Annotated in this window: 17 protein-coding genes; 15 read left to right on the plus strand and 2 right to left on the minus strand. The window is 34.4% G+C overall.

The features are described 5' to 3' along the window. Nucleotides 1-7: 7 nt before the first annotated feature. The 8 genes from IGI58_RS09910 (at nt 8) to IGI58_RS09945 (ending at nt 10,202) form a co-directional block, all read left to right on the plus strand. Complete coding sequence (locus tag IGI58_RS09910) at nt 8-367, plus strand: hypothetical protein (protein ID WP_429953556.1); 360 nt, start codon at nt 8-10, stop codon at nt 365-367. Next, nucleotides 358-1,830, plus strand: a complete 1,473-nt coding sequence (locus IGI58_RS09915) for a T7SS effector LXG polymorphic toxin (protein WP_429953555.1) — start codon at nt 358-360, stop codon at nt 1,828-1,830. The genes IGI58_RS09910 and IGI58_RS09915 overlap by 10 nt, the downstream gene beginning before the upstream one ends. Before the next feature lie 12 nt (nt 1,831-1,842). Then, nucleotides 1,843-2,307 (plus strand): hypothetical protein, encoded by a 465-nt coding sequence (locus tag IGI58_RS09920; protein WP_429953554.1) that lies wholly within the window; start codon nt 1,843-1,845, stop codon nt 2,305-2,307. Nucleotides 2,308-2,660: 353 nt separating this feature from the next. Next, nucleotides 2,661-3,452 carry a hypothetical protein gene (locus IGI58_RS09925; RefSeq protein ID WP_429953553.1) on the plus strand — a complete coding sequence of 264 codons (792 nt, stop codon included), beginning with the start codon at nt 2,661-2,663 and terminating at the stop codon, nt 3,450-3,452. 305 nt (nt 3,453-3,757) lie between these two features. Further along, nucleotides 3,758-4,261 (plus strand): hypothetical protein, encoded by a 504-nt coding sequence (locus tag IGI58_RS09930; protein WP_429953552.1) that lies wholly within the window; start codon nt 3,758-3,760, stop codon nt 4,259-4,261. Nucleotides 4,262-4,696: 435 nt separating this feature from the next. Beyond that, nucleotides 4,697-6,451 carry a hypothetical protein gene (locus tag IGI58_RS09935; protein WP_429953551.1) on the plus strand — a complete coding sequence of 585 codons (1,755 nt, stop codon included), beginning with the start codon at nt 4,697-4,699 and terminating at the stop codon, nt 6,449-6,451. Between the two features lie 348 nt (nt 6,452-6,799). After that, a complete protein-coding gene (locus tag IGI58_RS09940; protein ID WP_429953550.1) occupies nt 6,800-8,353 on the plus strand; it encodes a hypothetical protein in 1,554 nt (517 codons plus the stop codon). Between the two features lie 661 nt (nt 8,354-9,014). After that, nucleotides 9,015-10,202 (plus strand): lytic polysaccharide monooxygenase, encoded by a 1,188-nt coding sequence (locus IGI58_RS09945; protein WP_429953549.1) that lies wholly within the window; start codon nt 9,015-9,017, stop codon nt 10,200-10,202. A 110-nt stretch (nt 10,203-10,312) separates the two neighbouring features. Here IGI58_RS09945 and IGI58_RS09950 read toward each other — a convergent pair whose 3' ends face one another. Next, nucleotides 10,313-11,173: a LysR family transcriptional regulator gene (locus tag IGI58_RS09950; RefSeq protein ID WP_429953548.1), complete on the minus strand. Its 861-nt coding sequence runs from the start codon at nt 11,171-11,173 to the stop codon at nt 10,313-10,315. Between the two features lie 107 nt (nt 11,174-11,280). On the opposite strand from IGI58_RS09950, the gene IGI58_RS09955 reads away from it, so the two are divergent. From IGI58_RS09955 to IGI58_RS09965, 3 genes are all read left to right on the plus strand, one after another. Further along, on the plus strand, nt 11,281-11,712 hold the full coding sequence (locus tag IGI58_RS09955) for a rhodanese-like domain-containing protein (protein ID WP_429953547.1): 432 nt from the start codon (nt 11,281-11,283) through the stop codon (nt 11,710-11,712). 183 nt (nt 11,713-11,895) lie between these two features. Next, nucleotides 11,896-12,372, plus strand: coding sequence for an RNA polymerase sigma factor (locus IGI58_RS09960; RefSeq protein WP_429953546.1), 477 nt, complete (start codon nt 11,896-11,898; stop codon nt 12,370-12,372). Continuing rightward, the gene (locus IGI58_RS09965) at nt 12,363-13,289 is read left to right on the plus strand and encodes an anti sigma factor C-terminal domain-containing protein (RefSeq protein ID WP_429953545.1); all 927 of its coding nucleotides are present in this window, start codon (nt 12,363-12,365) and stop codon (nt 13,287-13,289) included. Before IGI58_RS09960 ends, IGI58_RS09965 begins: the two co-directional genes overlap by 10 nt. A gap of 84 nt (nt 13,290-13,373) precedes the next feature. Here the strand turns inward: IGI58_RS09965 and IGI58_RS09970 are convergent, their stop codons facing one another. Then, nucleotides 13,374-14,195 carry a hypothetical protein gene (locus IGI58_RS09970; protein WP_429953544.1) on the minus strand — a complete coding sequence of 274 codons (822 nt, stop codon included), beginning with the start codon at nt 14,193-14,195 and terminating at the stop codon, nt 13,374-13,376. A 250-nt stretch (nt 14,196-14,445) separates the two neighbouring features. On the opposite strand from IGI58_RS09970, the gene IGI58_RS09975 reads away from it, so the two are divergent. From IGI58_RS09975 to IGI58_RS09990, 4 genes are all read left to right on the plus strand, one after another. After that, the gene (locus IGI58_RS09975) at nt 14,446-15,375 is read left to right on the plus strand and encodes an ROK family protein (RefSeq protein WP_429953543.1); all 930 of its coding nucleotides are present in this window, start codon (nt 14,446-14,448) and stop codon (nt 15,373-15,375) included. A gap of 44 nt (nt 15,376-15,419) precedes the next feature. Then, on the plus strand, nt 15,420-16,178 hold the full coding sequence (locus tag IGI58_RS09980) for a MurR/RpiR family transcriptional regulator (protein ID WP_429953542.1): 759 nt from the start codon (nt 15,420-15,422) through the stop codon (nt 16,176-16,178). A 257-nt stretch (nt 16,179-16,435) separates the two neighbouring features. Next, on the plus strand, nt 16,436-17,746 hold the full coding sequence (locus IGI58_RS09985; RefSeq protein WP_429953541.1) for a PTS sugar transporter subunit IIC: 1,311 nt from the start codon (nt 16,436-16,438) through the stop codon (nt 17,744-17,746). Between the two features lie 28 nt (nt 17,747-17,774). Beyond that, nucleotides 17,775-19,214 carry a 6-phospho-beta-glucosidase gene (locus IGI58_RS09990; protein ID WP_429953540.1) on the plus strand — a complete coding sequence of 480 codons (1,440 nt, stop codon included), beginning with the start codon at nt 17,775-17,777 and terminating at the stop codon, nt 19,212-19,214. Nucleotides 19,215-19,525 lie beyond the last annotated feature (311 nt).

Here is a 19,525-nt window from a genome sequence, read left to right on the forward strand (position 1 = left end):
CTAATTCATGGAGAATAAAAATGATGTAGAACGAGCCAAGTATGGACGTTTCATTACAGAAAAAGAAACAAGCATGGATGAGTTGAAACAAGATCAGAAGAAGATCGAAATGAGCCTCTTAGATTTACAAGAAGAATTACATCGTGGTTATCGTACGTTAGCTATGTTAAATGAAGAGGTTGTTCATGAAGGGAATATTGAAGGAATTCGTATTCAACGAAGAAATGAAGAACAAGAAGTTTTTTTCGCCCGTCAATTGCGTGAAGCAGAAGAAAATTTGACTAATTGTTATTCTGAACAACGAAAAATACTTGATAAAGAAACCGAAGAATTGTATAAAAAGAGAGGTGAAATTCCTTGGGATTAATTTATTCTAGCTCAGATTCTTCACAATTAATTTCTGCCTTACAGAAAAACCTTCAAAGTGGGAAGGAAGCTTCCGAACAATTAAAATCCGGGAGTCAAAAGGTGATAGCTGCCGTAGACGGTAAAACATTATCTGGTGCAGCTTACACGGCTGGTAAAGGTTTATTTAGCGATTTAATTGTACCCACCATTAGTAAAGTAACTTCTGCAATAGATAGTATTGAAAGTGAATTACAGACTTACAGCTCCGCCGATGCGTTGGTTTCAGGTGAAGGGACATTGGACGAAGACAAATTAATGCAACAAATAGCTACGAAAAAAGCGATGAAAGCGTCTGCTGATGCGTCGGCAGCATTAGCTAGAGCACTGTCCCGAAATAATCCTGTAGCAAAAGTATTGGATGCTTTATTAAACGTTCAATCCAATTTGGCTCGTATGTCGAATGATTTTGAAGATGATATACGAGAACTCGAAAAGAAATTAGAGAAACTGCATACCTTTTCTTCCCAAACAAACGGCTTGTTCAGTAATAGTTTGAATGACATGAAAGTGGCCATGCAAAATTGTTTGATTTTAGAGAATACAATTGTGAATAGTGACGGATCATACTCTTTGCCAGAAGGAGTCGATAAAAGTTGGTTCAATCAATTGAAAAAAGCAAGTGATTTAAATGGGATCGCTGGAGAGAAGCAACCCGATGTAGGAAATCGAGAATATAAATTAATTGATTTAGGGTATGGAAAAATATGGCTATGGGTAGAAAAAGGGAAAACAACAGCCACGGCAGAAGACATCACTGTAAGTTTGGCGTATAATGAATGGTTAAGTCGAATGATTGCAAAACATGGTCTAGGATTTGTTCAAGGGGATCGTGGAAAAGGAATGGACGAGTTATTCTATGAACAAAATGCGACATTGATAAAAGAACTTTCAACAGGGATTGATAGTGTGACGGGGAAAAAATTAACAACAGCCGAAAAATTAAGGAAAGCTTCGTTATTAGCAAATGGGTTAATCACAATGGGTGTGATGGTCAAAGGGGTTGTGAACATATCAACGCCCAAAAATAACCTACCTAATAAGAAACCAGTTCTTCAAGGAAGTAAGAACGGAAATAAGCCATATAAGAAAGCCAGTGGAGCTAATGTTCCTAAGGTAGATGTTTCAAAATTAAAAGAGAGTGCAAGTTTACCAAAAAAAGGTGGAGAAACTGTAGTTGGGCATGCTTTACAGAAGCATGCAGGCAGAAATCCAGATATATGGGGGAAAATAAAAGGGAATGCACAAGAAATAAATAAAACTGCTATGAGACATGTAGAAGAAATTTTGAATGCATCTGGAGATTTTAAAGTTGTCAAAACTAAAAATGGTGTATCATTTTTAGAAAAACAATTACCAGATGGACGTGGAATTCGTTTGAATATGGACGGATCTTTTAAAGGATTTATTGATCAAATAAGGTAGGTGAAATTTTATATGGAATATTTAGAATTAATTTTTGAAAATATAAAAGTGAATGATATAGAGAAAATACTTAATGAATTTAAGTTTAAGCCAGAAAATATAGAAAGTTCACATTTTTTTATAGATAATGAAGATAAAGAATACAGAGATATAACTAGTTTTTCTCAGTATTTCAAGAATAAAGGTACATGTAATTTATTGGTTAGAGATATTGACTTAGGAACTGTAATAAAAAAATCTATTATAATAATATCTTTTGATGAAACATATGGTGATATAACATTTACTTTTTCAGAAAATGATTGGGAGAAAGATAATATATCCGATGATGAAAAAGCGAATATACTATTTCAAAAATTATCTATGATAAAGAATAATATTAACTATAGTTCGATATTATTTGGTTATGATCCTGTAGATGAGGAAGACATGCAATTGTTTCGCATAGATAATAATAGTAATGAGAAATTAGAATAAAAAAAGGCACTCTATCATGAGACTGGTAATCAAATGATAGAGTCTTGATAGTAAGGACTAAACTCACTAATCAAGTTGCCAATAGCTAACACAAGCTAGCTGTATTTATTGTACAAAAATCCAAGGGACTTTTCTAGTCTTTTCGAATGTTTCTTAAGTGTACAATCATTTCAGTTAGAAAATGTAAAAGTTATTGAAACGGTATTAGTGAGAAAACAATCACTGATACCGTTTTTTCGTGTATCAAAAAATTAAAGGAGTGAAGAGATTCAAATAGAAAATAAGCAACAAATCGCCAGAAAATACCATGTCTGCTCTCAAATATTTACGTTGTTTTATGTAGATTTCAACCAATGTCAAATGATTTTGAAGACGATATTCGAGAACTCGAAAAGAAATTAGAGAAACTGCATACCTTTTCTTCCCAAACAAACGGCTTGTTCAGTAATAGTTTGAATGACATGAAAGTGGCCATGCAAAATTGTTTGATTTTAGAGAATACAATTGTGAATAGTGACGGATCATACTCTTTGCCAGAAGGAGTCGATAAAAGTTGGTTCAATCAATTGAAAAAAGCAAGTGATTTAAATGGGATCGCTGGAGAGAAGCAACCCGATGTAGGAAATCGAGAATATAAATTAATTGATTTAGGGTATGGAAAAATATGGCTATGGGTAGAAAAAGGGAAAACAACAGCCACGGCAGAAGACATCACTGTAAGTTTGGCGTATAATGAATGGTTAAGTCGAATGATTGCAAAACATGGTCTAGGATTTGTTCAAGGGGATCGTGGAAAAGGAATGGACGAGTTATTCTATGAACAAAATGCGACGTTGATAAAAGAACTTTCAACAGGGATCGATAGTGTGACAGGAAAAAAATTAACAACAGCCGAAAAATTAAGGAAAGCTTCGTTATTGGCCAATGGGTTAATCACAATGGGTGTGATGGTCAAAGGAGTTGTGAACGTATCAACGCCCAAAAATAACCTACCTAATAAGAAACCAGTTATTCAAGGAAGTAAGAATGGAAAGAATTATACGCTAGATAAAAATAAGAGTAATGGAAATAAATCGTATAAGAATGGCAATGGAGCTAAAGTTGCAATCAAAAATCCATTAAGCAAAAAAATCAATCACATATAAATAAACATAATATAGATTCCCTTAAGAATCAATCACAGTATCTATCTGAAAGTCAATTAGCTGAGAAGTTAGATGGAAATAGCTTTTTTAATCCTAATTGGACTAAGGATCAGATAAATAAATATACTGAAATTGCTTATAATGATTTGCTATCTCAAGGAAAGAAAGGAGATACTTTCCTTTACAAGATAAATGGGGAAGAGATTAGTGTCTATATACAACCTGATGGAGAGTTTGGAACAGCTTATGGTAAGTATCAATATACTTTAGACCAATTTAAAAAATTTATGAAATAAGGTGAAAAAATGTTTGAAATAAAGTTTAAGATATTTGAAAATGATGAATCAGAGAAGTTTACTGGAGAATATGGATATTTTAGCTTTAATATTGATAATGAAAGCTATGGAATTATTCTTGAAGAAGAAATAGATAATTTTTCAGTATCCGTGTATGATTGGTTCACTAGTTTTCTAAAATGCTTAGAGATTTTAGAAACAGAAAGCTATGTTTTAATCAATGATATTGAATCTTTTAATACATGGATTGAAATATGTAAAGATAAAGATACTGTATCTATTAGTAAAATTTCGGGAGATAAAATTGGACAAGGTGGGTTGGTACGTACAGAAAAGCTTCCTGATGCAGATTATAAATTTTGGAAAGACAAAAAAGTCTCGTTTTCGGATTTTAAAACAGAAATTTTAGGAAAATCAGAAGAATATCTGGCGGACCTAATCAAATTAAATCATTTACAGAATAATTATGTTCACGAATTAGATGATTTCATCAAGCAAGTGAAATCACGTTAAATATTTAAAGTACTTTACTATTTGATTGTCATCGGATAGCGAAGCTTTTAACAAGCATTACAGAGAAATCGTATCCTATTCAGAGGATACGGTTCTTTTTGTCTTAATACCACCGTTTCTATTGACTGTATAGAAGCAATGGCACATCGCATTAAGTGTGATCGACCTCGTAACAATCCCCTAGCGGTTCATAATCGCTAGGGGAACTGTTCGGGAGGTACGTATCATTAGAGTGTGCAACTTGTTAATAAAATAATTGCTTTTTACCTGTAATACAGAGTGATTTTAATGATATAATTGAAAAGACTAATTTGGTTTATACATTGGTTGTGAAGAATTAGTATAATGAGTTGAGAAATGACTAAAAAAATAAAACAATATAGTAATAAATAAAAATTTACAATCCGTAAAGCAAATTGAAGAAGGGGTGCTGAAGTGGAAAAGAGACTTAATTATTTAATAAAAGAGGATAATTTTAAATCTAAAATGAATGAAGCGTTTGTAATGACTAACAGTGATACTGATGTTATTGATATAGGGACAATGGGAAATCTAGAAAAATTAGATGAATTATATGTTGATATAGATGGTCATTTAGAAAGTTTAGAAAAAAAAAGTATGAGTTCTAGTGGAGTGGTATCTGGGTTACGTGGAACCGGAAAAACCCATCTACTTTTATTAGCAAGGGAGAGAATAAATCGTAATAACGAAAAAAATTTTTGTTTTTATATTAACTTAAAGCAACTAAATTTTCCTGAACAATCAGATTTAGATGCAACTAATAAAATTTTTAGTATGAAGATTTATGAAGAGATTTCCAAACAATTACTTCATACCTTTAATGAAACAGAATATCCTTTTTTTTCTTTTATTAAAAAAAATAAAGGGAAACTTAAAATACAAGAGGCTATAATTTTTTTAGCAAAATGTCGATTTATAGCGTCAATTGGCAATATAACCATCAACTCTGATGAAAAAATGGAGGTAGAAAAAGAACAAACACTTGAATATATTACCGAATCAATGAAAAAAATAAATATGAAATTATCAATGACTGGTAACGGAACTATTAACACTGAATTAAATGAAACAGAAGTTTTAAAAGACTTAGATAGAATTATGACGAAATCCAATATGACAAGGTATTTTGATGTATCAACATTTAATGAAAATATGAAAGAGTTATTAATTATTTTAGAAAAAGATACATTTACATTTTATTTTGACGATTGGGAAAAATTAAAAAATAAGAATGGGAATTTGCAAGAAAAATTATCAAAATTCATAGATATAATTAATATTAATCCGATTTTTATTTGGATAGGAGTAGTTCCTGGTAGAGGTGATTTACATAGTTTAATACACGGCTCAGATCTTCCTCATAGAATTGATTTGGATGATAATTTGATTTTTGAAAAATCAGTAGAAGAAGGTAAAAAATGTAAAAAGTACTTTATGGAATTAATTGAAAAGCGTTTAAATTATTATGTGCCAAGTAATCACCTTAAAGCAACAGATTTATTAACTACTTCAAATTTATTGTTATTAATACATGCATCTATGGGAAACTCAAGAGACTTTTTAAATATGCTATCTAATTCTTGGGATTCGTACTTTTCTATCAATAAAGCATCTAAAGGGCGGACTTATCAAAAAATAAGTAATTCTATGGTTATTTCTTCTATTGAAAAAATTGGAAAACAAAAGAATGAAAACATTACTACAAAGCCTGAGGTAATGGATATTTGGAATGATATAAAGGAATTTTGTTTAGAAAAAGAATATAGTCATTTTGCTATTGAAACAAATTATACAAATAATAATTTAGTAAGACATGAATGGTTTGAAGAATTGATTTATCAAAGAATTATTCATAAAAGAAGAGCCGGTCTGTCACAAAAAGTTACATCTTCCCATGATATTGATATATATGCAATTAACTACAGTATGATATACGATAGGGTTACTGGAAGAAATAAAAAGATTGATTTTGTATTTGATTCAGAAATTATACATAATAAAATTAGAAGATATATTTATTCACCAGAAATTATTTTTTCTACAATAGAGTCTAGACTTAACCAAATTACCAAATGTAAAAATTGCGGTAAAGAAGTTAATAAGAATGATAATGAGTATATGTGGAAACAAAAAGTATGTCCTAGTTGTGGTAGTGAATTGGATATTTAATATATTTGTTTCTGAAATATTCATTCAAAAAAACTTGAAATATAAATATTAACTAAAGCTCATCAGTTGATGATAAGGACACCCTAAAATGATTCCCAAAAATCTCATTCATGATATGGAGAACTATGCGCATCATCTATGATATGCTAATCGTATCATAGATGACTGCGTTTTTTATCTAGAATAATCTCATCAACTCATGATACGCAGAGCCGTATCATAAGTAAGGGGATTTTTAAGACATATAATAGCAGGAGCCAAACGAAAGAATGTCCTGCAAAGGGGAGCAAACTTTTGTTAAAATAAATGTATTGCATATTTTATTAATGATGTAAATGGAGGAGAAAGATGAAGAAAAAAGGTTTGGTTATAGGTATAGTTCTTTTTTTAAGTATTTTTGTTAGTGGTTGTACGAATGAGGAAGAAGCAGAACAGCCTACAAATAAAGAAAAACTGATCAAAAAAGCGGAAAAATCAATAGCTGAGCGTCCAATTATTTATATGTCCAACAATTTTATGGGATTAATGGATGCTGATGGAGCTATTTTAATGGATGGAGAAAAAGAACGAATAAAAGAAATTGATGCATTTTCTAATAGTACATTATTACAATATACTACAACTATGCACGATGTGTTTTATTTTAATACAGAGAGTTATCAAATTTTTCCTGAAAATCCAGAACTTAGAATTCACAATCGGACATTTGAAAATAGTAAGTATGGTAGGTATGAAGATCCGAACCTGAAAAAATATGGTCTTATTTTGAGTGATGGAACACTTGTAAAAGAAGCTAAAGATATGCCAGATGATATATCAGAGTTTATTTTTAGAAATGATAATTTCGCTCATGTTCATTTCAAAGATGATACCGAGGGGTTGATGAATAATGAAGGTAAGGTGCTATTAAAAGGTATTGAAAGCTTTGATTATCTGGAAGAAGAAGGAATAGACACGGCATTAGCTGTTGTTAAAATCGATGGAGATTATGGCGTTGTTCATGATAAAAAAGGATTGATTTTTTCGCCAGAAGAAGCAAAGAAAATGGAAATAACGGAGATTTTTCCTTATGAACAACGTTCAGCAGCTATTTATAAAACAGAAGAAGGTAAGTATGGTTTAATCAATCAAGAGGGTAAAGTAATCTATGAGGATGAGGAACCGTTATTGTTTAAACATATTTCATCTTTTTCTGAAAAAGGTCTTGCTCTAGCTACATCATATGGGGATGATCTTGTCATTAATGAAACTGGTGAAGTTGTGACCGAAGTTGCTGATGAAGCAGAAGAGGGAATTTCTGTTGTTGACGGCTTTTTGAAAGATGATACTATTTTAGTTAGAATTGGTAAACTACATGATGAAAAATACGGATTGATGAATGAGAAATTCGAAGTGATCAAAAAGTTTCCAGATAGTTACGAAAGAGCTCCTTTTTATCTTGGTAAGGGGTTGTTTTCTATTCAAAGACTGGGAGAAGATGCTTTCCCAGCCATTATAAATAGCTCTGGAAAGAAAGTTTTTTCTGAAACAGAAAGTCAGGCAAAAGAGATTTATACGTTTAGTAAATTTACAGATTCTGGATTGTCTATTTTCAACACAAAGAATCACGATCAAGGTTTAGTGAATCAAAAGGGGAAGATTCTTATTGAAGCAAACAACGGTTCTGAAATTGAAATAGAGAAGATGCAAAATGTCTATCAAGTATCTAAAAGTTTACCCAGTAAAATGCCCACGAAGTATTACTATGATAAAGATGGAGAGTTATTTTACCAATTAAAAGAAAACGAGCAGTTATTTTTATCCAAAGGGTTAATTATGATTGTAAAACCAGATGGAAAGACTAGTGTCTATGATGAAAATGGCTATTTAATTGAAACAATCGAGGTCAAAAAAGAAAAATGATAGGAAATTCAAAGTAAATTGTTAATTGAGTGTACTATACGCAAAAAGTGGTTGATTCCTGGGATAGGAAGTACGAGAATACGCCCGAAAAAAGAAGAACGGAATTTCATGTCATTAAGGAAACCGATGTAAATCAGTTGTAAGGAATGTATCTAGCTCAAAAATAATTACATATTACATCTATAAAGATCAATTATCTTAAATGGTGGTTGGTCTATTTTTGTGTTTTAAGGGGGAATAAAATATTTAATAACAAAGAAAATCGTAACATCACGAGAGGAGTGAACGAAAAAGTACCAAAAGAAATACAACTCTATTGCTGGCAATTTGATCTCTTTACACTAAAAAACCATTTTTTTCTTTTTCCGAGAAAAAAATGGTTTTTCTTTGCCTATAATTCTATTCTGAAAGTTATAATCAAAAACATCCTCAATGATTATAATGTTTCAGCTTGTGAAAAAAGAATTCAAAAACCAAATGCGTCCTAGACGATTCCTTTTTTGACTCATTTCTATCATTTAAAAAATATAAAATAAACACATAGAAAATTGTTTGTCTGCTAGTTGAAAAACAGCTATTTGTTTTTGCACGAACATCAGCTGATTGTCAGAAAAAAGATAAGCAATTTCTATGAATAAAATATAGAAGGGAAAGAAAGTAAATGAAAAAAAGTTTTAGTCGTTTAGCCGTAGGATCAGCAGTATTATTTGTAGGCGCAGGATTGTTAGGAAGTCAAAAAGTTGATGCACATGGGTATATCAAGGAACCGATCAGTCGTGCCTATCAAGGCTCCCTTGAGGCTAGCCAAAACCACAGCCAAGCGTTAAGTAAGTACGGTCCAATCATTTATGAACCACAATCATTGGAAGCACCAAAAGGCTTCCCAGCTAGAGGTCCGCAAGATGGGAAATTAGCATCAGCTAATGGTGTCAGAGGTTTCCAGTTGGATGCGACAGGAGCGGATACGTGGAAAAAGCAGCCAATTGAAACTGGTGTGAATAATTTTGAATGGTATTACACACAGAATCACAGAACAACGAAATGGCATTATTACATGACAAAACAAGGCTGGAATCCTGATGAGCCGCTAAAAAGAGCCAACCTTGAGCTGATCACAGAGATCCCTCATGATGGTTCGCAATCAAAAAATGGTGTGATCCACAAAGTAAATATCCCAGCAAATCGTTCAGGCTATCATGTGATCTATGCTGCATGGGATGTGGCAGATACAGGAAATGCTTTTTACCAAGCAGTCGATGTAGATGTGTCTGGCGGATCGATCGTTAATCCGCCGATCGAAGTAGCTCCATCTGCTCCAACTGAAGTAAAAGCAACCGAAGTAACAAATTCTTCGGCTAAGTTAAGCTGGAAAACAGACAGTAGAGTAAAAGAATACAACGTTTATCGAAACAATCAAAAAATAGCAACAGTAGACGGCAGCCAATTTGTGGATACAAAATTAGCAGAAAACACAACATACTCGTATCAAATCGAAGCAGTTGGAACGAATGGAAAAGTCTCTGAAAAGAGTCAGGTGATTCGTGTCACAACGCAAAAGACAGATGATGCCAACAATCAATTGCCGACAGCACCTAAATACTTGCATACAATGGGCGTAACTTCTACAACTGCGAGTTTGATGTGGGCAGATTCTACACATGCTTCTGGTATCAGAGGTTATGAGATCTATCGTAACGATCGTCGGATTGGGGTTTCTTTAAATAATGAATTTGAAGATATCTTCATTCAACCAGGGACGACCTATACGTATAAAGTAAAAGCATTGGCTAATAACAATACTTTATCTGAGTTTAGTCAACCATTAAATGTAACAACTCCAAATAAATAAACATAAAAATAACCTCTATTTTATCTTCTAATATAATAAGGTGCAGAATATAGCTTTATAGCTGAATTCTGCACCTTTTTTAGCCACCTTCTCATCTATGAATGGACGATTTATCTTTTTATTTTTACTTCATAATGAGGATCTTCAAGAAGGAGTGAGATGAGTTTATCGAGTTGGCTGTTCTTCTTTTCATCTGCGAATAGCCATTGTAAATAGAAAGGTCTATTTAAAGGTAAGGGAGAATGTATAAAATCTTGTGAACTCAGATCTTTCGTGGCATATTTCGGAAGAAAGGCAGTCTCGTTTCCAGAGGATAGTAACTTTTTTATATCCTCAGGATTCGCTAATTCCAACGCAATCGAAATGTTCATAGCAGAACGATATTGTTCAAGAAAGGCTTTGCGATAGCTGCATTTGTTATCGGTCAAAATCATTTCGTAAGATTCTGGATGATCGACCATATTCTTTTTATGTGTGACCAATTCAAAGGTTTCTTCAGCATATAAATGAACGTAATTCATCGTATTCGTTGTCATCTCATCAAATATAAAAATCAAGTCCAGTTCATCTTTTGCTAGCAAGTCAAAAAGTGTTTGCTCGTCTTCTACACTCACTCGAAATTTCATTTCAGGATAAAGTTTCCGAAGTTTTGACAAATAGGTGAGCATCAGGCTGGAAGAAAGACTTTCGATCGTTCCGATTCTAAGAACTTCGTTTTCTTGTTCTAGTTGGTTGAGAAGTTTATGGTGTTCTTTCATCAATGATTGAGCAAATGTGAAGACTAATTCGCCAGCTTTCGTCAGAACAATTTTTTCTTTTCTCTTGAATAATAATTCCCGTCCATATTGCTCTTCTAGTTTATGGATATGATAGCTGATATTACTTTGAGAATAGCCCAGCTGATTGGCGGTTTTTGAGTAGGAATTCGTTGATACGACATGGTAAAAAGATTGAAGATAGATGAAATTCATAAGCTCCTCCTATCAATAATTTTGATCAAAAGTATCTATTTTTTAAGCAACTATTTTAGCTTTTTATCGATTATACTAAATCTTAACAGAAAGGGAAGGTGAAGAAAATGAAAAAGTATATTTCTCAAGTATTTAATGATAATGTAAAATCGATCGAAGGGAATCATTTTTCTGAAAAATTGATGTATGAAACAGATATTGCCGATTTGGCGTTTGATTTTTACCACCAGCTGGTTGATTACACGATTTTAGATGTTCGCAGCCAAAAAGATTTTCAGGAGTGTCATATACCAGGGGCTATTTCCTGTCCAGGAGGAAATTTGCCTCAGGATACGCTGGAAGTAGGCGCTAAAATCGTTGTCTATTGCTGGGGCCCTTCCTGTAATGGTGCAACTAAAGCCGCTATGAAGTTAATGACGAGAGGGTATCAGGTGAAAGAATTATTGGGAGGAATCGAATACTGGGCAAAAGAAAACTGTCCGTTAGAGGGGAAAGATACGTCTGGAACACTTTTTTGGGATTATGCTTCATTGGGCTAGACGTTTATTTTTATGCTGATGCACAATCTATCTATCATTTATAATAGAAGCTAAAGTGAAGAATGATTCGCTTTAGCTTCTATTTACTTTAAAATCAAAAATATAAAAATTTAGATAATACAATTATTCTTGTCCACTTTTTTAGGAGTTCAAACGTTGTATAAATGAAAGGAGAAACTAAAAATGAAGAAGGATGTGACAGTTGAAGAAGCGCTACTTTCATTAGGACAAGAAGTGATCCAAGTACTAATAAAAAAGGGGAGTACATTAGAAGATGCAGAGGACGCAGTTTCTAAAACCTATGATACGCTATTTTCTACGTTTATTACTCTCAAACAGGAAAATTTGCGGCCCTGGTTTTTTAGAGTCTCGTTCAATAATTATATTGATCTGTTTAGAAAAAGGAAACGTGAGATGGAGTATACCGCTCAATATAGTGAGTTTCGATCGAATCTGATACATGAGCCACAAGATTTTTGGTTGATTGTTGATTCTTTAAAAAATGAAGAACAAGAACTATTATGGCTTAAATATTACTATCAGCTCTCTTATGAGGAGATTGCGGTTATCTTGGATACGAAAGTAGAAACGGTAAAAAAACGCTTATATAGAACTCGAAAAAAATTAAAAGCAGATTGGGAGGAAGAAGGATGGATTTAAATAAAAGTATCAAAAAAGCAAAACGAAAGCAGCTAGTGATGTTTAGTTGTATCTCAATGATCATTTTTTTGATTATGTCGATTTTGTTGGTCATTACTGTAGATAAAGTCTCAACAAGGAATTATCATAAATTAGATAAAGCACTGTTTGCCTATCAAACGATCGCTTCTCCGAATACACAAATAGATTCACAAGTGATTTCCAACAGCTCGATTTTTGGCGGAGAGGTCGTTACGAATCAATCGAAAAATATAGATGGTTATATTGTACCTTGGAGTAGTCTACGTAGTAAGTATAGTTTGTTCAAACGATCGATCGACTACAATGAACTGATGCCTTCTTGGTACCATTCATCAAAAAATTCATATGAGTACAATCGTCAAACAAAACAAAAAGTTGCTACGTTTTATAATCCAAAGATCGAAGATTATTATGATGGCGTAAAAAATGAATTGGATGACATTCAGGCTATAGAAGATTCTGTCGCCGAGGTAGCGATCTCTTTTGATCAGCCATATACCTATAATGAAGTGAAGAAAATGTTTCCAAGCGATGTCAATGTTGTATGGTTATACCTGTTTTCTGAAGAAAGAGATGAGAGCGAAGGACCTTCTGGTATGCCTGTATATGGTTTTCAATTAAATGTAGATGAAAAAAATCGCGTGGTTGATGTGGAAGCAGATAAAGCTGATTTTTTCCATTCATTTAAAACCTATTCTGCTGCAATGAACAACCAAGAAATAACAACATTTATTCATGATAATCAAGAGAAAGACATGGCGGATATCGAGGTTTTAGGTGTGATGGTCACAGGAGAAGTAAAACATTTGGCAGGATTAAAAGATCAATCATTTGTTAGAGGAAGTTCTATGGGGGTAACGGTGCCGATCGTTCCGTACATTACACCAGAAAAATAAACAGAAATTTTTTTATATAATCGAAAAGACAAGGCTAAAATTCAGAATTTTTCCCTTGTCTTATTTTTCCCAAACGATCTGTACTTAGCGATTCTGTCTGTTTTTCTGCAATTTTGTCTGATGTTCTAGTGTCATCGCTGAAATATTTTGCATATGTTGATAAATGTCTGCCAAAAGTGCTTGTGAGAGTTGAGATAGTTTCTCGTATTCCTCAGAAGTTAGCGTGTTCTTTTTTTGTTTTTCGATCAGATCTTGTTTGGTTTGAAGTAAATAAGCATTGTCACTAAATAAAAGACTGATTTCGATCGATTTATAAATACCGTGAAGTTCTTTGAAGATATCTAACGGGATAAACTTTAAATAAATGGCATAAAAATCAGTGATTTCGGTTCTCATATAGTTCCCGATTTCGGTAGAAAGCTCAAGCGCAGAAAGTTGGGCAGTATCTTTTCCTCTAAATACTGGATTGTATTTTTGGGTAGAAGGTGCCAAATGTTCGGCAAGCAAGGTGGTTTCCCAAAATTCAGCAGAAAGGGCATGTGCTCGTTGAGTGTATAAGTTGTAGAAGGCTGCATCAACATCTTCGTGAGCTTCTGTGGAAAAATTTTCCAGCAAGCAATATTTGATCGTCCAAATCAACTGTAGTTGGTCTTCTTTGGCAATCGAAAAATAGTCTGTATCTTCCCTTAATTCCTCGATCCTTGCTTCTCGTTTTCGTAAAAAATTCTCCAGAAAAAAGACAGTAGCATAGACCTCTACAGGGGTAAAAGCTAGACCAGAAATTAGATTTAGTAAGATTCCGCGAGGGGATTCACCTAAAATAAGTAGTAAACAATTGGTCAATGCAAATAAAGCAAACAATAAAAAGATAAAGAATAGTTGTTGGCGGTCTCTCTTCAAAAGCATTCATCTCCCTTCGATTTATGCACGGAAAACAGTACATTGTTAGGAATTTTATATTCTATATCTTAAGTGTACCATGGCTAGAGTAGAAGGTCTGTTTAGAGCGTTTACGAAAAATGTGCATCTATTTTTTTCAACGAACTCACCGTTCCTTTTTATACTAAAAAGGAAAAAAATCCTTAAACACGTGTGATACAATGTGCTTAAGCAACGAACTTTTGCATCTAAAATAAATAATAAAGGATGTTATGTGATGTATGTAGGATTTGATATAGGTGGAACAACGGTCAAATATGGTGTGCTAGATGAAAATGGGGCGATTTTAGAAAAAGGAAGTATCAAGACGGAATATGAACCTGATTCTTTTTATGCCAGTCTTTTAGCGATTGTCAAGGATGCACAGACACGGTTTCAAATTAAAGGAATCGGTATGAGTGCGCCGGGAATCGTACAGCAAGATGGACTTATGTTGACAGCTGGGGCAATCAGACCGTTGTATGGAGAAAATTTTAAAGAAAAATTGACAGCGCTGACAGGTCTGCCGGTAACGGTCGAAAATGATGCAAACGCAGTAGCGATCGCAGAAAAATGGATCGGAAATGCTATTGGCATGGAGAATTATTTATGTTTAGTGTTGGGAACGGGTGTTGGTGGAGGAATTGTGATCAATGGAAAGGTTTATCGCGGAGCACATGGTATGGCTGGTGAATTTGGCTGGATGATGATCGATAAGTTGCCGGAAAAAGGTGATCTTGAAGCGGTTTCGATCAATAAACGAAGTGCGATCGTCGGCGGATTGATCCCACTTTATAATGAAGCACAGAAACAAAGACAAAAAAATGTTAGTCAAATCAGTGATGCGAGAGAAATTTTTGCTTTAGCTGAAGAAGGAGATGCTCTTGCTATAGAGATCACTAAGCAATTTTATGTCGACTTGTCTGTTGGATTAGTCAATCTAATTAGCTGCTTTGATCCGGAAGCTATTTTAATTGGCGGGGGTGTCAGTGCAAACAAAACGTTCCATAGAGAACTTCAGAAAACACTAGTAGAAGTCGAAACAAGACATGCGTCGATCAATTATTTGAGAGGAAAAACGATCGCACCCGTGATTCCTGCAAAATTAGAAAATGATGCTGGACTGATTGGTGCAGTCTATCAGATCCATCAAGCGGTCACTAAATAATTTATGGTATAATCTTTTTATCGAACTAAAGGAGATTGACCGAAATGGCGATATTTGATTACCTAAAATTAAATGACCTATCCTCTGTAGAACAAGAAATTTACCGATTTATTGTGAATAATCTAGAGAAAATCCCTTATATGCGTGTTCGTGACATTGCAGATGGCGCACATGTTTCCTCAACATCTGTTTTTCGCTTTGTTCAAAAAATTGGCTTTCATTCTTTTCCGGAGTTTCGCTTTTATATCGGCACTCATTTAGAGAATGTCCGTCAAGATGAAACTAAAAAGCACATTGGGATCGAAGAACGAGTGGAATCTTTGAATATGGGCATCTTTCATCCTGATGTTGAGTATCAAATAAAAAATATGGCATATGCCTTGCGTGATAGTGACTGCATTTTATTCATGGGAATGGGGGCATCAGGGGCCATTGCCCAGTATAGCGCAAGAAAACTCGCAAGTTTAGGCTATTTATCGATTGCTTTGGATGATTTGACCTATCCTATTCGAAGTTTTTTACGCAGAGATCAAAAAAATGTGATTATTTTTCTAAGTGTTTCTGGTGAAACGAAAGAATTGATCGAAGTGATCGCAGGATTAGAAGATAAGAATATCGTAAAAAAATATTGTATTACCTTAAATAAAAAAAGTACGTTGGCTCAACAATGTGACTACTCTATTGAGTATGAAATTAAAGAAGAGCGCAAGGATATCTACCTAGATCTGACGAGTCAGTTACCTTCGATCGCTATTTTGGAAACGCTTATCAGTTATTTGAAGGATTTTCGTAAGGATCAATGAGCAACAAAAACTAAAAAAGAATAAAGCACTGAAAAACAGGTTGTAGCAACGTGTTTTTCAGTGCTTTATTCTTTTTACAGAGGATCATAAGGAGTAGTGCTGAAGTTTCAACAAGTCTTTCTTCTCGCTGGAACAGGTTGTTTCATGCATGGAATTTATTTTGTTTTCTCGGAATTTTTTTCTAAAGGGAGGCGCTTACTTATTTAGTGATTGAGGATATGTCATAATGGATTCATAAAATGAAAGGGGTTTTATCTATGCAAAAATTTAATGAGATCATCGATCGCTCACTAGTGCCGATTGCGACGAAGCTAAATAATCAACGGCATATTGCAGCAGTCAGAGATGCCTTTATGCTGATTTTTCCATTGACGATTTCGGCTTCGCTCGTTATTTTAGTCAACAATATTTTATTTTCAAACGACAGCTTTATTGTGCAATTATTACGATTATCGAGTATTTTTCCAAATTTAGAAAGTGCTCAGCAAGTGCTATCTTCTGTAGCTAATGGAACGATCAACATCATGAGTATTTTTATTACGTACTTGGTTGCTCAAATTTTGGCGAAGCATTTCGAAGCAGATTCGACTTTGGTTGGTCTAACAAGTATTGCTTGTTTTATGATCTTGTACCCAAAACCTTTTAACTCTGACGACTTGAATGTGATCAGCACACAATATTTAGGGGCGCAAGGTTTATTTGTTGCAATGATCGTTGGCTGTTTGGTCGGAGAATTTTTACCAAAACTTTTTAAAGTTAAACGCATGCAAATCAAGATGCCGGAAATGGTTCCACCGGCTGTATCTCGTTCTTTCTCAAGTATGATCCCGATTGTGATCGTTGTGGGAGTAGCTGCGATTATCAACTTTTTAGTTCTGATGATTGCACCAGAAGGAATCAATGAATTGATTTATAAAGGAATCCAAAGTCCGTTGCGTGATCTTGGCGGAAATGTAGTAGGTGTTTTATTACTGGCTTTTATCCAAACCTTGCTATTTTCAATCGGGATTCATGGGCCAAATACCTTGAATGCGGTTCGTTCTGCTATTTTTACGGAACAAGATTTAGCGAACCTTGATTTTGTCAATCAAGGAGGATCACTTTGGGATGTACCGTATAAAGAAACTTGGGGCATTTTAAATGATATGTTCGCAAATATGGGCGGAACTGGTATGACAATGGGACTGATCATTGCGATTTTTATTGCTTCAAAACGTCCGGAACAAAGAGAAATTGCCAAAATGTCGTTAGTTCCCGGTATATTCCAAATCAATGAGCCAATCATTTTTGGTCTGCCGATCGTTTTAAATCCATTATTGATCATTCCGTTTATCTTAGTTCCGATGGTCAACATTTTGATCGGTTACTTTGCAACAGTCGTTTGGCAGATCATGCCTTCGCCGGCAATAGGCGTGCCGTGGACGACGCCTGGGATCATCAATCTGTTCTTAGGAACCGGTGGGAATATCGTTGCAGTAATAGTAGGAATCGTCTGTTTGGCTGTATCTACAGTCATTTACCTTCCTTTCGTCATTGCATCGAACCGGGCGCAAAAAATCGAGTTATAAGAGATACTTTCATTAAAGGAGCGTAATCATGACGAATAAAATAGGAGAAAATTTTTTATGGGGCGGCGCGATTGCAGCTCATCAAGCCGAAGGTGCTTGGAATGTAGAGGGGAAAGGGCTGAGCATCGCTGATGTAATGACTGCTGGTGGAAATGGGATTCCCCGAAAAATAACGCAAGGAATCATTGAGGGAGAATATTACCCCAACCATGAAGCAATTGACTTTTATCATCATTACAAAGAGGATATTCAATTGTTTAAAGAATTAGGTTTAAAATGTTTTCGAACCTCTATCGCATGGAGTCGGATTTTTCCTAAAGGAGTAGAAGAGGAGCCTAATGAGGCTGGATTATTATATTATGATCGTTTATTTGATACATTGATCGAACATGGGATCGAGCCAGTGATCACGTTGTCTCATTTTGAAATGCCGTACTATATTTACGAGAAGTTTGGTGGCTTTTCAAACAAAGAAGTCATTCCTTTATTCGTAAAATTTGCTACTTGTGTTTTCGAACGCTACAAAGACAAAGTAACCTATTGGATGACATTCAATGAAATCAATAATCAAGCCGATGGACAAGATCCACTACACGTTTGGACAAATTCAGCGATGATTATAGAAGATGAGACGAAAAAAGAAGAGTTTGTTTTTCAGGCAGGGATCAATGAACTGATCGCCAGTGCAACGGCTGTGATTGAAGGGAAAAAAATTAATCCTGATTTTCAAATCGGTTGTATGATGGCGTATGTTCCTGTGTATCCGTACTCATGTAATCCTGAGGATATGATGGCTTCAATCAAAGCAAATGAACGCAGATTTTTCTATAATGACATTCATGCCCGTGGAAAAGTACCGACCTATGCACTAAAATATTGGGCGGAAAAAAACTATCAGATAGATATTAGTAAAGAAGAGTTAGCTATTTTGAAAGAAGGAACCGTTGATTATATCGGATTTAGCTATTATATGTCTGGTACGATATCAACGCTTGAAGAGATCGAAGGACAGGCGACCGAAGATATTCAACGGGCAAAAATAGTCAAAAACCCGTATATCGAGGTCTCTGACTGGGGCTGGCCTATCGATGAAGTTGGATTGCGTTATGTGTTGAATACTGTATATCAACGCTATGATTTGCCGATGTTTATTGTGGAAAATGGATTTGGTGCTTATGATCAACTGACTGAAGACAATACCGTTCATGATGATTACCGTGTGGAATATTTAAAAAAGCACATCGAGCAAATGAAAAAAGCAATCGTAGAAGATGGTGTACCAGTCATTGGCTACACTCCTTGGGGTGTGATCGACATCGTAAGTTTCGGCAGCGGTGAGATGGAAAAACGCTATGGGATGATCTACGTGGATAAGGATAATGAAGGCAATGGAACACTTCAACGCTTAAAGAAAGACTCCTTTTCTTGGTATCAAAAAGTGATTGAAACGAATGGCGAGAAACTCTAAGTAGAAGAAAAAGAAATGTGTAACGATTTATTTTATTAACCACGAATGAATATTGTTTTCTATAAATATGTAGAATATAAAAAGGCTGCTATAGTATTCCGTCAAGGAGCATTATAGCACCTTTTTTTGTTTGGAAGGTAATCGATCAGTCAAATGAAAGTTATTCATAGCTTTTATAAGCATTTGGATCAAAGCTTTAATGCTTTGGCTGTTTCTTTGCCAATTTTTTTGATATATCGTTTCAACTGGTAAATCATCAATAAACGCTTAAAAAAATAGACCTGATTTTGAACGTACACTTCAAAATCAGG

The sequence above is a fragment of the Enterococcus sp. AZ020 genome (assembly GCF_050499205.1).
GTDB classification, from domain to species: Bacteria; Bacillota; Bacilli; order Lactobacillales; family Enterococcaceae; genus Enterococcus_L; species Enterococcus_L dunnyi.

Bases quoted from the DNA above. Each gene is read 5' to 3' on its own strand.
- IGI58_RS09960 (WP_429953546.1), top strand. From the start codon at position 11,896: ATGAAGAAGGATGTGACAGTTGAAGAAGCGCTACTTTCATTAGGACAA.
- IGI58_RS09965 (WP_429953545.1), top strand. From the start codon at position 12,363: ATGGATTTAAATAAAAGTATCAAAAAAGCAAAACGAAAGCAGCTAGTG.
- IGI58_RS09925 (WP_429953553.1), top strand. From the start codon at position 2,661: ATGTCAAATGATTTTGAAGACGATATTCGAGAACTCGAAAAGAAATTA.
- IGI58_RS09980 (WP_429953542.1), top strand. From the start codon at position 15,420: ATGGCGATATTTGATTACCTAAAATTAAATGACCTATCCTCTGTAGAA.
- IGI58_RS09950 (WP_429953548.1), bottom strand. From the start codon at position 11,173: ATGAATTTCATCTATCTTCAATCTTTTTACCATGTCGTATCAACGAAT.
- IGI58_RS09990 (WP_429953540.1), top strand. From the start codon at position 17,775: ATGACGAATAAAATAGGAGAAAATTTTTTATGGGGCGGCGCGATTGCA.
- IGI58_RS09945 (WP_429953549.1), top strand. From the start codon at position 9,015: ATGAAAAAAAGTTTTAGTCGTTTAGCCGTAGGATCAGCAGTATTATTT.
- IGI58_RS09970 (WP_429953544.1), bottom strand. From the start codon at position 14,195: ATGCTTTTGAAGAGAGACCGCCAACAACTATTCTTTATCTTTTTATTG.
- IGI58_RS09920 (WP_429953554.1), top strand. From the start codon at position 1,843: ATGGAATATTTAGAATTAATTTTTGAAAATATAAAAGTGAATGATATA.
- IGI58_RS09975 (WP_429953543.1), top strand. From the start codon at position 14,446: ATGTATGTAGGATTTGATATAGGTGGAACAACGGTCAAATATGGTGTG.
- IGI58_RS09955 (WP_429953547.1), top strand. From the start codon at position 11,281: ATGAAAAAGTATATTTCTCAAGTATTTAATGATAATGTAAAATCGATC.
- IGI58_RS09910 (WP_429953556.1), top strand. From the start codon at position 8: ATGGAGAATAAAAATGATGTAGAACGAGCCAAGTATGGACGTTTCATT.
- IGI58_RS09985 (WP_429953541.1), top strand. From the start codon at position 16,436: ATGCAAAAATTTAATGAGATCATCGATCGCTCACTAGTGCCGATTGCG.
- IGI58_RS09930 (WP_429953552.1), top strand. From the start codon at position 3,758: ATGTTTGAAATAAAGTTTAAGATATTTGAAAATGATGAATCAGAGAAG.
- IGI58_RS09940 (WP_429953550.1), top strand. From the start codon at position 6,800: ATGAAGAAAAAAGGTTTGGTTATAGGTATAGTTCTTTTTTTAAGTATT.